8 protein-coding genes are annotated in these 13,453 nt (G+C 66.4%); 7 read left to right on the forward strand and 1 reads right to left on the reverse strand.

What is annotated here, in order from left to right; genetic code table 11:
- Positions 1-90 precede the first annotated feature (90 nt).
- The 4 genes from hglS to ACSQ3E_RS02250 all read left to right on the forward strand — a co-directional run bounded on the left by hglS (position 91) and on the right by ACSQ3E_RS02250 (position 5,930).
- A complete protein-coding gene (hglS, locus tag ACSQ3E_RS02235) occupies positions 91-1,482 on the forward strand; it encodes a 2-oxoadipate dioxygenase/decarboxylase HglS (RefSeq protein ID WP_436121441.1) in 1,392 nt (463 codons plus the stop codon).
- Complete coding sequence (locus ACSQ3E_RS02240; protein ID WP_436121442.1) at positions 1,482-2,903, forward strand: FAD-binding oxidoreductase; 1,422 nt, start codon at positions 1,482-1,484, stop codon at positions 2,901-2,903. The genes hglS and ACSQ3E_RS02240 overlap by 1 nt, the downstream gene beginning before the upstream one ends.
- A 49-nt stretch (positions 2,904-2,952) precedes the next feature.
- Positions 2,953-4,467, forward strand: coding sequence for an L-piperidine-6-carboxylate dehydrogenase (gene amaB / locus ACSQ3E_RS02245; protein ID WP_436121443.1), 1,515 nt, complete (start codon positions 2,953-2,955; stop codon positions 4,465-4,467).
- 167 nt (positions 4,468-4,634) lie between these two features.
- Positions 4,635-5,930, forward strand: a complete 1,296-nt coding sequence (locus ACSQ3E_RS02250; RefSeq protein WP_436121444.1) for an NAD(P)/FAD-dependent oxidoreductase — start codon at positions 4,635-4,637, stop codon at positions 5,928-5,930.
- A gap of 161 nt (positions 5,931-6,091) precedes the next feature.
- On the opposite strand, the gene ACSQ3E_RS02255 is transcribed toward ACSQ3E_RS02250, so the two are convergent.
- Positions 6,092-7,267: a M20 aminoacylase family protein gene (locus ACSQ3E_RS02255; protein ID WP_436121445.1), complete on the reverse strand. Its 1,176-nt coding sequence runs from the start codon at positions 7,265-7,267 to the stop codon at positions 6,092-6,094.
- A gap of 152 nt (positions 7,268-7,419) precedes the next feature.
- On the opposite strand from ACSQ3E_RS02255, the gene ACSQ3E_RS02260 reads away from it, so the two are divergent.
- The 3 genes from ACSQ3E_RS02260 (at position 7,420) to ACSQ3E_RS02270 (ending at position 13,405) form a co-directional block, all read left to right on the forward strand.
- The gene (locus ACSQ3E_RS02260) at positions 7,420-8,574 is read left to right on the forward strand and encodes a M20 aminoacylase family protein (RefSeq protein ID WP_436121446.1); all 1,155 of its coding nucleotides are present in this window, start codon (positions 7,420-7,422) and stop codon (positions 8,572-8,574) included.
- 224 nt (positions 8,575-8,798) lie between these two features.
- Positions 8,799-9,536 (forward strand): IclR family transcriptional regulator, encoded by a 738-nt coding sequence (locus ACSQ3E_RS02265; RefSeq protein WP_436121447.1) that lies wholly within the window; start codon positions 8,799-8,801, stop codon positions 9,534-9,536.
- A gap of 17 nt (positions 9,537-9,553) precedes the next feature.
- A complete protein-coding gene (locus ACSQ3E_RS02270; RefSeq protein WP_436121448.1) occupies positions 9,554-13,405 on the forward strand; it encodes a hydantoinase B/oxoprolinase family protein in 3,852 nt (1,283 codons plus the stop codon).
- Positions 13,406-13,453: the final 48 nt, after the last annotated feature.

Here is a 13,453-nt window from a genome sequence, read left to right on the forward strand (position 1 = left end):
GATTCAGCGCAATTCAGCGCCGTCAGAACCGGATATAGCACTGCCGAAGCATGAAGTCGCCCATGCCGAACGCGAAAACAGAGGATCCGAATGTCCCCGTCTCCTTTCATGTCGCCCGATGCCATCCGCGCTGCCTTCTCGGCGGCCATGTCGGCCATGTACCGCGATGAGGTGCCCGCCTACGGCACGCTGATGGCCTTGGTCGCCGACGTCAACGAAGCAACCCTCGTCGGCCAGCCGGAGCTCCGCGCCAGCCTGGAAGCGACCGAGACGCTCGATCGTATCAGCGAGGAGCGCCACGGCGCCATCCGCCTCGGCACCGAAGCCGAGCTCGCCATGATGCGGCGCGTCTTCGCCGTGATGGGCATGTTCCCGGTCGGCTATTACGACCTCAGCGAGGCTGGCGTGCCGGTGCATTCCACAGCCTTCCGGCCCGTTGGCGAAGCCGCGCTCAACATCAACCCGTTCCGGGTATTCACCTCATTGCTGCGGCTCGACCTGATCGCCGACGAAGGCCTGCGCGCCACCGCAGAACAGACGCTGGCCCGCCGGCAGATCTTTTCCGACGCGGCTACTGCGCTCGTTGGCAAGGCCGAGCGCGACGGCGGCCTGTCGCATGACGATGCCGGGCTGTTCGTCACTGAGGTGCTCGACACGTTCCGCTGGCACAATGAGGCAAGCGTCGACCAGGCGCTTTACATCAGGCTGCACGATGCACACCGCCTCATCGCCGATGTCGTCTCGTTCAAGGGACCGCATATCAACCATCTGACGCCGCGCACGCTGGATATCGACGCTGTGCAGGCCCAGATGCCGTCGCGCGGCATCGTGCCCAAGGCCGTCGTCGAGGGCCCGCCCAGCCGCGCCTGCCCCATCCTGTTGCGTCAGACCTCGTTCAAGGCAGTCGAAGAACGCGTGTCGTTTCCCGACGACAACGGCAACCTCAAGACAGGCTCGCACACCGCACGCTTCGGCGAGATCGAGCAGCGCGGCATTGCCCTGACGCCGAAGGGCCGTGCTCTCTACGACAAGCTGCTGAACCAGGCACGCGCCTCGGCGCGCCCTGCCCCTGATGGTTCCAATGCGGACGCCTACCACGCAGCTCTCGCCCAGAGCTTCGCCGAATTCCCCGACGATTGGAATTCGATCCGCAAGGCCGGGCTCGGCTACTTCCTCTACACCGTCAACGACACGGTGGGGGGTGCGCGCGGCAGCGACATCGAAGCCCTGATCGAAGCAGGTGCGGTGCGTTTCGACGCCATCGTCTACGAAGACTTCCTGCCCGTCTCGGCCGCGGGCATCTTCCAGTCCAATCTGGGCGACGACGCCGTGCAGGAGTTCAGCGCCAGCCCCAACCAGCGCCTGTTCGAAAAGGCGCTCGGAGCTGCCGTTCTCAACGAGTTCGAGCACTATGCCGGCATCGAGCGGGCATCGATCGAGCGCTGCCTTGCTGCGCTGAAGGCGTTTTCGGACGCGGCCTGATGCTGGCGCGCGAACACATCGACAACCTCAGCGCCCTGCTCGGCGCAGGCGGACTTTTGACCGACCAAGCCGACATGGCCGGTTACGAGAAGGGCGCGCGCTATGACAGCGGGCGCGCCGCGTTTGTCGCGCGACCGGCTGCGACGGAGGCCGTCTCGGCCGTGGTCGCCTATTGCGCGCGCTACGCGATCCCACTGGTACCGCAGTCCGGCAACACCGGGCTCGTCGCCGGCTCCACTCCTGACGACAGCGGCACTCAGGGTGTGCTGAGCCTGGAGCGCCTGCGCTCCACCTTCGAGCTCGACATCGACAACCGCACCCTGCGCGTCGATGCCGGCCTCCGCCTCTCCGAGATCAACGCCCGGCTCAAACCGCACGGCCTGTTCTTCCCGATCGATCTCGGCGCCGACCCGATGGCCGGTGGCATGGTCGCGTCCAACACCGGCGGCGCGCGTTTCCTGCGCTTCGGCGACGTCCGCCGCAACACGCTGGGTCTCAAGGTGGTGCTCGGCGACGATGCCGGCACCACAGTCGACCTCGGCGCCGGACTGCGCAAGGACAACACCGGCGTCGACTGGAAACAGCATTTCATCGGCACCGCGGGCGCGTTCGGCGTCATCACCGAATGCACATTCAATCTGGAAAGGCTGCCGCAGCAAACGGCAACCGCCTATCTGGTGCCGCGCTCATCAGAGCATGTGACCGTCCTGCTCAACGCCATGGAAGAGCGCCTGGGCACCTATCTCAGCGCCTTCGAAGGCATGTCGGGCGCAGCGATCACCCGCACGCTTGCCCATGTCGAAGCGCTGCGCAATCCGTTCCCCGGCGGTGCGGTGCCCAATTTCGTCATCCTCGCCGAGGTGTCCAGGTCATGGCTGCCTCGCGCGGCCGAGCAGCCGCTCGACGCCGTGCTCGAAGACGTGCTGGCGGAAATCTGGAGCCTGCCGGAAGAACCGCTGGGCGACGCTTTTGTCGGCCCGGCGCACGAAATGTGGGCCCTGCGTCACGCGCTGTCCGAAGGCGTGAAGTCGTCGGGCTACGTCGTCGGCCTCGACCTGTCATTCCCCCGCGGCGAGCTGATGCGCTTCCGCCAACGCATGAGCGACCTGCTCGCCGTGGAGTTCCCTGCTGTCGCCATCTGCGATTTCGGCCATGTTGGCGACGGCGGCGTGCACTTCAATCTTGTCGTGCCGAAACTGGCGAACGGAACGAACGACATGGCAACCGCCGAGGCGTTGCGCGGCCGGGTCATCGCCGTCGCCGTTGAAGAGCATGGCGCGAGCTTCAGCGCCGAACACGGCCTCGGCCGCCGCAACCAGCATTTCTACGACCGCTATACGCCCGCAAAACTGAAATCGATGGCCGCGCAGCTGAAACAGGCGATTGCCCCCGCCTCGATCGGCACCGCCCGGCTGGGTTGACCATGGCGCGCAGCGCCGCAACGAACACGAGAAACAAAAGGACAAGAAGATGACGATAGCAAAGGAAACCGCCGCCCTTCTGGAACGGCTCGGCGTAGCGACGGCTGCCTTCAGCGGCGGCGACCTGATCGTGCGCAGCCCGGTGACGGGCGACCAGATCGGCGCGCTCAAGTCGATCTCGACTGATGAAGCCGGTGCCGTCATCGCGCGCGCCGATGCGGCCTTCAAGGCCTGGCGCAACGTGCCGGCGCCGAAGCGTGGCGAGCTGGTCCGCCTGCTCGGCGAGGAGCTGCGTGCCGCCAAGGCCGATCTCGGCCGCCTGGTCTCGATCGAGGTCGGCAAGATCCCGTCGGAGGGCCTCGGTGAAGTCCAGGAAATGATCGACATCTGCGACTTCGCCGTCGGCCTGTCGCGCCAGCTCTACGGTTTGACGATTGCCACCGAGCGTCCCGGCCATCGCATGATGGAGACTTGGCACCCGCTCGGCGTCGTCGGCGTCATCTCGGCCTTCAACTTCCCCGTCGCGGTGTGGTCGTGGAATGCCGCACTGGCGTTTGTCTGCGGCAACTCGGTGGTCTGGAAGCCGTCGGAGAAGACGCCGCTGACAGCCCTTGCCTGCCAGGCGATCTTCGAGCGCGCGGCAAAGCGGTTCGGCGCGGATGCGCCCGAAAACCTGTCGCAGCTGCTGATTGGCGACCGCGCCATTGGCGAAGTGCCCGTCGACCATCCCAAGGTGCCGCTGGTCTCGGCCACCGGCTCGACCCGCATGGGCCGTGACGTCGGCCCGCGGCTTGCCAAGCGTTTTGCCCGCGCCATCCTCGAGCTCGGCGGCAACAATGCCGGCATCGTTTGCCCGTCAGCCAATCTCGACATGGCATTGCGGGCGATTGCCTTCGGCGCCATGGGCACCGCCGGCCAGCGCTGCACCACCATGCGCCGCCTGTTCGTCCATGACAGCGTCTATGACCAGCTCGTGCCGCGGCTGAAGAAGGCCTATGAAAGTGTGTCGGTCGGAAGCCCGCTGGAGAGCTCGGCCCTCGTCGGCCCGCTGATCGACAAGGCGGCCTTCGACGGCATGCAGAAGGCACTCAAGCACGCGGCCGAAAGCGGCGGCGTCATCACCGGCGGCGCCCGCGTCGACCAGGGTTTTGACGGCGCCTATTACGTCAAGCCGGCACTTGTCGAGATGCCGGGCCAGGTTGGCCCGGTGCTCGAAGAGACCTTCGCGCCGATCCTCTATGTCATGAAGTATTCCGACTTCGACCAGGTGCTGGACCTGCACAATGCTGTCGGTGCGGGCCTGTCGTCGTCGATCTTCACGCTTGACCTGCAGGAGGCCGAGCGCTTCCTCTCCGTCGAGGGCTCGGACTGCGGCATCGCCAATGTCAACATCGGCACCTCGGGCGCCGAGATCGGCGGCGCGTTCGGCGGCGAGAAGGAGACCGGCGGCGGCCGCGAAAGTGGCTCCGACGCCTGGCGCGCCTACATGCGCCGCGCCACCAACACGGTGAACTACTCCAAGGCGCTGCCCCTCGCCCAGGGCGTCAGCTTCGACATCGACTGAGCAGCACTACATCGGCTGCGGCGACGGCATCAGCCACGCCGCAGCACCATGACTTCGAGCGCCGTCCGCACAAGCAGGCGGCGCCACCCTCACCTCGGCTCAGGCGTCATGCCGTCCCGAGCCGGGTCAATCTTTTCCCAGCAACCTGCAGCCACGGACGCCTGCCGATGCTCAGCACCCCTCACAAGCCGCATTCCCATGGGCCGCGCTCGCACGGGTTGTGGGAAGCGACGGCACCAGTGGCACCGGCAACGACTGCTCTCGACGGGCACGTTTCGGCTGACATCGTCATCGTCGGCGGCGGCTACACCGGCATGTCCTGCGCGCTCCATCTCGCCGAGGCCGGCCGCCGGGTGGTGCTGCTGGAAGGCAAGGAGATCGGCTTTGGCGGCGCAGGCCGCAATGTTGGCCTGATCAATGCCGGCCTGTGGCTCGCCCCCGACGACGTCTCCGCCGCTCTCGGGCCCGATCATGGCGAGCGGCTGCTCAAGCTGCTCGGCGACGGCCCGGCGCAGGTGATGGCGCTCATCGACAAGCACGGCATCGACTGCGAGCTGGAGCGCAACGGCACGCTGCACTGCGCGGTCGGCGCTTCAGGCCTCGCCGAGATCAGGGAGCGCGAGGCGCAGTGGCAAAGGCGTGACGCGCCGGTCAAGCTGCTCGACGCCACCGAAACCGCAGCAAGGCTCGGCACATCAGCCTATCTCGGCGCGTTGCATGATGCGCGCGCCGGAACGCTGCAGCCGCTGGCCTATGCGCGCGGACTGGCCACGGCCGTCGTCAAGGCGGGCGTGACGCTCCATACATCTAGCCCCGTCACCACCGCCGAGCGAAAGGGCGATCGCTGGCGCCTCACTACCCCCGACGGCAGCATCGATGCCGACTGGGTCGTCGTCGCGACCGATGCCTACAGCACCGGCCCCTGGCAGATGGTGCGCAACGAGCAGGTCCACCTGCCCTATTTCAACCTGGCAACCCAGCCGCTCGCACCCGACCTGCTGCGCAAGGTCCTGCCCCGGCGTGAAGGCGTTTGGGACACCAAGACCGTCCTGTCGTCCTTCAGGCTCGATCGCGCCGGGCGGCTGGTGTTCGGCAGCGTCGGCGCGCTGCGCAACTCCGGCACGACCATCCACAAGGCCTGGGCCCGCCGTGCCTTGTCACGGCTCTATCCCGAGCTTGGCGACATCGACTTCCAGCACGAATGGTACGGGCAGATCGGCATGACCGGCGATGCCTTGCCGAGGTTCCACACATTCGGCCCCAACGCCGTCGGCTTCTCCGGCTACAACGGCCGCGGCATCGCCCCCGGCACGGTATTCGGCCGCGAACTCGCCCTGCTGATCACAGGCGAAAAGACCTACGCCGATCTACCGCTGCCGGTCTCCGACGTCACGCCCGCGCCTTTCCGCCGAGGCCGCGAAGCCTGGTACGAAGCCGGAGCCCAGCTCGCCCATCTGATCTGACGGCAGTCAGGCAACCATCAACGCCCCGACGAAGCGCACGCCGACCGCATGCACGACATGCAGCGGCAGGTCGGCGCCGGCCTTCATCTAGAGGCTTGGGGGGACGCTGCCGTCGGCGTATGTTGCTCCTCAAGGGGAAATCTGCTGCCGCCCTCGATCGTCTAACCGCGGTTCGCCAGCCTCTCGCCGACCAGCGTCGTCCAGTAGCTGATACCATGGACGATCGCGTCGTCGTTGAAGTCGTAGGCGGGGTTGTGCAGTCCGGCGGAGTCGCCGTTGCCCAGCCAGATGATGGCGCCGGGACGCTTTTCGAGCATGTAGGAGAAGTCTTCGGCACCCATCGTGCACTGGCAGTTGCCGTTGACCTTGTCCGCGCCGGCGACGTCGGAGGCGACTGAAATCGCGGCTTTCGTCATCTCGGGGTCGTTGACGGTCACGGGGTAACCGGGGCGCCAGTCGATCTCGGCCTGGGCCTCGAACAGGCGCGCAGTGTTGGCGACGATGTCCTTGAAGCGCTGCTCGACGGCCTTGCGCGTCTGCGGATTGATCGTCCGGATCGTGCCGCCGACGACGGCCTGCTCCGGAATAACGTTGAGTGCACCCTCACTGCCGCCGGCGAGATAGGTGACCGAGACGACGACGGGATCGAATGGATCGACGTTGCGCGAGGCGATCGACTGCAGCGCCGTCACCAGATGCGCGGCAATCAGCACGGGGTCGCGCGATTCATGCGGCGAAGCGGCATGCGAGCCCTTGCCGTTCAGTTTGACCACGAAGCGGTCGGCGGCGGCCAGCATCGGACCCGGCCGGATGGCGAAGGAGCCGACCGGCAGGCCCGGTTCGTTGTGCATGCCGAAGACCTCCTCGATGCCGAAGCGCTCGAGCAGCCCCTCCTCGAGCATGACGCGCCCGCCGGCGCCGCCCTCCTCGGCCGGCTGGAAGATGAGCACGGCCGTGCCGGCAAAGTCCCTGGTCGAGGCAAGGTGACGCGCAGCACCCAGCAGCATCGCCGTGTGGCCGTCATGGCCGCAGGCATGCATCTTGCCCGGGTTCTTCGACGCATGGGCCAGGTTGGTCTGCTCGGCGATCGGTAGCGCATCCATGTCGGCGCGCAGGCCGACGGTGCGACCGGCGCCCAGCTTTCCCTTCACCACCGCGACGACGCCTGACTTGGCAATGCCGGTGACGACCTCATCGCAGCCGAACGACTTCAGCTTGTCGGCGACGAAGGCCGACGTCGCGGGCAGGTCGAACAGGAGCTCGGGATTCTGGTGGAGGTGGCGGCGCCACTGCCCGGCTTCTTCCGCAATCGTCTCGATCGTCTGTGCTGACATCATTTCCTCTTTCAGGCGGCTCAATCTGGAGTGTCGGCGCCTGTGGGTCAGTCGACCCGCGCCGCCGTTCACATCTTCGAGGCCTAGGACGAAACGCTTGCCTTCACAAGACGCCAGTGCCACTGACACGCCAAAGCCACGAAAGACGGTCCGCCATGCCTGTGATTGAACAGATTGCCCAGTTCGCCGACGATCTCACCGCGATACGCCAGGATTTTCACCAGCATCCCGAGCTCGGCTTCGAGGAACATCGCACCTCGCAGCGGGTCGCGGATCTGCTTGCCAGCTGGGGCGTCACCGTCGAGCGCGGCATCGGCGGCACCGGCCTGGTCGGCGTCATTGAGGGCAACAGGCCGGGGCGCAGTATCGGCTTGCGCGCCGACATGGACGCCCTGCCGATGGATGAGTTGACCAACCTGCCCTACGCCTCGAAGAACCCCGGCGTGTTCCATGGCTGCGGCCATGACGGCCACACCACCATGCTGCTTGGTGCCGCGCGCTACCTCTCGGGAAATCGCGATTTCGCCGGCCGCGCCGTGCTGATCTTCCAGCCGGCGGAGGAAGGTCTCGGCGGCGCTCGGGCCATGCTGCGCGACGGCCTGTTCGACCGCTTCCCCTGCGACGAGCTCTACGGCATGCACAATTCGCCCTACCAGGGGCATTCCCAGCTGACGATCCGGCCGGGCAAGGCACAGGCCGGCGCCAGCTTCTTCGACATCACGATCCACGGCCGCGGCAGCCACGGCGCCATGCCCCAGGCCAGCCGTGACCCGATCACCATCGGCTCCGGCCTGATCAAGGAGATGCAGGAGATCGTCTCGCGCAACACCGACCCGACGCATCCCGCCGTCGTTTCGGTCACGCAGTTCCATTCCGGCTCGGCCTACAACGTCATTCCGGAAACCGCTGTCCTGCGCGGCACCTTCCGCTATTTCCACGACGCAGACGGCGAACTGATCGAAAACCGCATCCGCAAGCTCTGCGCCGGCTTTGCACTCGCCCACGAAATCGAGATTGAAGCCGACATCCGCAACATCTTCGACGTGCTGTCGAACGATCCAGAGCGGGTCGGCAATCTCATCGAGGTGGCCCAGGAGATCGTCGGCGACAAGGCACAGCCGAGCGCGGAACTGACCATGGGGTCGGAAGACATGGCCGATCTGCTGCGCGTGGTTCCGGGCGCTTTCTTCAATCTGGGGCATGGCGGAACCGTCCCGCTGCACAATTCCGGATTCATTTTCGACGACACGATCCTGCCCGTTGGTGCCAGCCTGCTGGCCCGGCTCGTCGAGGTGCGCGGCGGCGCCTGAGCGCGGCCGCGCCAATAAAATCAATTTCTTGATCTGAGGACTTCTCACGATCCCGGCATCGCTGCCGGGATCGGCGGAGCTTTGCCTTTGCGATCCGCGATGCCGCCTGCCCGGAGGCATCGGGAAGTCGGCTCATTTTTTAGCTTGACCGAATGCACGGACGAGAGCATTAGTTGCGTAAAGTGGAACTCGAGTTCCATTTAATGGAACGACTCGGAGGAGCAATGTCGGTCCTGAACAATGCCGCAGATGTGCTGAGGTGCTTCGGCAACGACTGTCCCGACCTGACGGTTTCGGACGTCGTGAGACTGCTCGGCATGCCGAAGGCCAACGCGTCGCGCCTGTTGAAGGCGATGCGCGAGGCGAACATGCTGGAGACGATCGGCGACAGCCACCGCCATCGCCCAGGCCGCCTGATGCTCGACCTTGCCGCGGCCTATCGTCGTTCCTCGCTGCTGATCGGCCGCGCCAGCGAAGTGGTCGCCGAAGCCAGCGCCACGTTCGGTCATACCGGCTACATCTCCGTCCGCGACGGCAAGGAAGTGACCGCCGTCGCCGACTTCCAGGGCACCAACGCGCTGCGCGTCGTCAGCAACATCGGCAGGCGCCTGCCCGCCCATCTCAGCGCGACCGGCCGGTCGCTGCTGGCGAGGCTTGGTGAAGAAGCAGTGCATGCGCTCTACGCCGGGCACAGCGCGCTGCACGATCTGGGCGAGCAGCTCTCGAAAGTGCGGCACCAGGGCTTCGCTTATTCGAGCCAGGAAGCCACGCCCGGCGTCGACGCCATCGCGATTTCGGTCGCCGACCCCCGTACCGACGAAGCCGTCAGCCTCTGCATCGTCTACCCCCACGCCCTCGTCGACACCAAAGGCCGTGACGAGATGATCGCCGCCCTCGCCAAGGGGGCCGCCCGCATAGCCGAGGACCTGGGCGACAGCGCCTTCGTCGCCCCCCGGATCTGAAGAAAAGGACATCAGTAATGAGTGATCTGCCCAACCGCTGGCGCGTGGGGTTCGACATTGGTGGAACCTTCACCGACTTCGTGCTCTATGACAGCCAGAACCATTCCGTCACGCTGCACAAGCGCCTGACCACGCCGCACGATCCGTCCCAGGCCGCACTGCTCGGCCTGCAGGAGTTGCTGGATCTTCAGAGCATCAGGCACAGCGACGTTAGCGAGATCGTCCACGGCACGACGCTGGTCACCAACGCTGTCATCGAGCGCAAAGGCGCGCCTGTCGGCCTGATCACCACGCGCGGCTTCCGCGACCTGCTCGAGATGGGCACCGAGCAGCGCTACGACATCTACGACCTGTTCGTCTCCTTCCCCGATCCGATGGTCAGCCGCGACCTGCGCCTCGAGGTCGACGAGCGCATGAACGCTTCGGGCGAGGTGGAAACCGCGCTCGACGAAGCACAGGTTCTGCAGGCCGCCAAGTCGCTCGTCGCGCAGGGTTGCGAGGCGGTGGCCATCGCCTTCATGCATTCTTATGCCAATTCGGCGCATGAGCGCCGCGCCGCCGACATCATCCGCGCCGCCTTCCCCGAGCTGTCGATCTCGATGTCGAGCGAAGTCGTCGCCGAAATGGGCGAATACCAGCGCATTGTCACCACCTGCGCCAACGCCTTCGTGCAGCCCCTGATGCACCGCTACCTGACCAAGCTCGAGAAGTCGCTGCGCGGCGCGGGCTTTGCCGGCGCGCTCAGGCTGATGCATTCGGCCGGCGGCCTGATGTCGCTGGAAACGGCACGGGACTTCCCGATCCGGCTGCTGGAAAGCGGCCCGGCCGGCGGCGGCCTCGCCACCGCGCTGTTCGGCAAGGCGGCCGGCCTGTCCGACGTGATTTCCTTCGATATGGGCGGCACCACTGCCAAGGCCTGCATGATCGAGGACGGCCGCGCCGAAATCTCGCCGATGATGGAAGCCGCGCGCGTCCACCGTTTCGTCAAGGGTTCCGGTCTGCCGATCAAGGCACCGGTTATCGAGATGATCGAGATCGGCGCCGGCGGTGGTTCGATCGCGGCCATCGACGACGTCGGCCTGCTGAAGGTCGGCCCGCATTCCGCGAGCTCCGATCCGGGCCCGGCCTGCTACGGCATGGGCGGCAAGCAGCCGACCGTCACCGACGCCAACCTCACGCTCGGCTACTACGATCCCAACTTCTTCCTCGGCGGTCGCATGAAGCTCGACCTCGAGGCCGCACGTGCAGCCATTGCGCGCGTGGCAGAGCCCCTGAACCTGACCATCGAAGAAGCTGCACTTGGCATCCACAAGGTTGTCGTCGAGAGCATGGCTTCGGCGGCGCGCGTGCACCTGGTCGAGCGCGGCAAGGATCCGCGCGAATATTCCATGGTCGGTTTCGGCGGCGCTGGCCCGGCCCACGCTGTCGACGTGGCGCGCGCCATGGGCATCAGCTCAGTGCTGATCCCGCCGGCATCGGGTGCTGCATCAGCGCTCGGTTTCCTTGCAGCCCCCCTGTCCTTCGAAGGCGTGCGGTCGCTGCGCGTCGAGCTGAAATCAGGCTTTGACGCGGAAGCCGTCAATGGCGTGCTGACCGCCCTCGAAGACGAGGGACGCCACCAGCTTACCCGTTCGGGCATCGCCGCAGCCGACATCGTGGTCGAGCGCAGCGCCGACATGCGCCTCGTCGGCCAGATGCACGATATCAGCGTATCCCTTCCCACGACCACGCTCGGCGAAGCCGACCTGCCCACCATTCGTGAGGCCTTTGTTCGCGCCTACTCCGCCCGCTACGCCGAGCCGTTCGAAGGCGCGCGCTTCGAATCCGTCAACTTCCGCGTCCGCGTCGCCGGCCCCACGCCGCAGCTTTCGCTCACCGGCGCTACCGGTGGTGGCGATACGGCAGCCCGGATCAAGGGTCACCGCATCTGCTGGTTCGACGAAGGCAAGTTCGAGACCGCCGTCTACGACCGCTATGCCCTGCGCAGCGGCGACACCATCCCCGGTCCGGCGATCATCGAGGAGCGTGAGTCCACCACCGTTGTCGGCCCGTCCGACAGCGTGACCATCGACGCCGGCCAGAACCTCTGCGTGCAGGTCGGTGCGCTCAAGGCAGCCGATGCGTTCGTCACCGACGACATGACCCGCGCCGAGGCCGTCGCCCGCATCAAGGGCGACCCGATCGGCCTCGAGATCATGTGGTCGCGCCTCGTCAACGTCGTCGAGGAGATGTGGCTGACGGTCTGCCGGACCGCCTTCTCGCTCGTCATCGCCGAGGCGCAGGACTTTGCCTGCGAGCTGCTCGACAAGGACGGCGAGACGCTGGCCCACAGCCCGCGCGCCATGCCGGTCTTCAACCTGACGCTGCCTCGCGCGGTCAAGGCGTTGCTGGCCCGCTACCCGGCCGAGACGCTCAAGCCGGGCGACGTGCTGATCACCAACGACCCGTGGCTGTGCGCCGGACACCTGTTCGACATCGCCATCGTCACGCCGGCCTTCCGCAATGGCAAGCTCGTCGGCCTGATGGGCACTGTCGGCCACGTCTCCGACATCGGCGGCACCAAGGACTCGCTGCATGCCCGCGAGATCTACGAGGAAGGCCTGCAGATCCCACCGATGAAGATCTTCGAGGAGGGACGACCGAACGAGACGCTGATCCAGCTCATCCGCCAGAACGTCCGCAACGGCGAACAGGTGCTGGGCGACATCTTCTCCTTCGTCGCAGCCAACAAGCTCGGCGCGGAGCGGCTCGATGCCTTCATGCACGACTATGGCATGCATGACCTCGGCGCCCTTGCCGAAGTGGTGCAGGGCCTGTCGGAAAAGGCGATGCGCGATGCAATCCGTGCACTGCCCGATGGCGAGTATCGCTCGGTCATCACCAACAACCCGCTCGGCGAGACCATCACCTACCCCGTCCTGGTCAAGGTCGAAGGCGACAGCATCACTGTCGATTTCGACGGCGCGCCGCCGCAGCTGCCGCAGGGTGGTCTCAACTCGACGCTGAACTACACGGCGGCGCACGCGACCTACCCGCTGAAGTGCATGCTGACGCCAGCCGTGCGCGGCAATGCCGGCTGCTATCGCCCGTTCACCGTGACGGCGCCTGAGGGTTCGATCCTGAACCCGACTTACCCGGCGGCCGTGAACCTGCGTACCCGCACCGGCTGGTATCTCGCGCCGAACATCTTCGCAGCACTCGCCTCGGCCTCGCCCGAAATGGTGCAGTCCTTCACCGGGCTTGCGGTCGCGGCGAATGTCTATGGCCAGACCAAGGACGGGCAGTTCTATTCAGACATGCTCTTCTGCGGCGGTGGTCAGGGTGGTTCCGAGCGCGGCGACGGCCACTCATCGCTGCTGTGGCCGACATCGGCTGCCAACACCTCCATCGAGCTGATGGAAAGCCGCGTGCCCGTACTGGTGCTGGAGAAGGCGTTCCGCGCCGACAGCGGGGGTGCCGGCAAGCAGCGCGGCGGCCTCGGCCAGGTCGTGCGCTTCCGCAAGCGCGACGAGGACGGACTTGAGATGCTCGTCTCCGTCTACCCCGAAGGTGTCGACAACCCGATCGACGGCCTGTTCGGCGGCCAGGCCGGCGGCGGCGCCCGCGGCCGCGTGCTCTCCACCGACGGCCGCGTGCTGCGCGACTGCGGCACCGGCGAGCTGGTGTCACTGCACCGGACCGACCAGGTGGTCGAGCTCGTGCTCGCCGGCGGCTCCGGCTACGGCAACTCCGCCGAGCGTTCCCCAGCAGCGATCTCCCGCGACCTTGCGCTTGGCTTCGTCACGCCCGACCACGTCGCGCTCAACTACCGCCACGAACCGGGAACCTCCGGCACCGTAGCACCCCAGGAGAACGTGGCCTGGGCCTGACCGCCCCATCGAGATCCGGCGGCGCCCGGCCAACTGGCGCCGCCCATT

Origin of the sequence: Aminobacter sp. LjRoot7 (assembly GCF_964252895.1) — a bacterium.
Taxonomy (GTDB): Bacteria; Pseudomonadota; Alphaproteobacteria; order Rhizobiales; family Rhizobiaceae; genus Aminobacter; species Aminobacter aminovorans_B.

Coding starts and splice junctions, on each gene's coding strand:
- ACSQ3E_RS02255 (WP_436121445.1), bottom strand. CDS start 7,267: ATGATGTCAGCACAGACGATCGAGACGATTGCGGAAGAAGCCGGGCAG.
- ACSQ3E_RS02250 (WP_436121444.1), top strand. CDS start 4,635: ATGCTCAGCACCCCTCACAAGCCGCATTCCCATGGGCCGCGCTCGCAC.
- hglS (WP_436121441.1), top strand. CDS start 91: ATGTCCCCGTCTCCTTTCATGTCGCCCGATGCCATCCGCGCTGCCTTC.
- ACSQ3E_RS02270 (WP_436121448.1), top strand. CDS start 9,554: ATGAGTGATCTGCCCAACCGCTGGCGCGTGGGGTTCGACATTGGTGGA.
- amaB (WP_436121443.1), top strand. CDS start 2,953: ATGACGATAGCAAAGGAAACCGCCGCCCTTCTGGAACGGCTCGGCGTA.
- ACSQ3E_RS02240 (WP_436121442.1), top strand. CDS start 1,482: ATGCTGGCGCGCGAACACATCGACAACCTCAGCGCCCTGCTCGGCGCA.
- ACSQ3E_RS02260 (WP_436121446.1), top strand. CDS start 7,420: ATGCCTGTGATTGAACAGATTGCCCAGTTCGCCGACGATCTCACCGCG.
- ACSQ3E_RS02265 (WP_436121447.1), top strand. CDS start 8,799: ATGTCGGTCCTGAACAATGCCGCAGATGTGCTGAGGTGCTTCGGCAAC.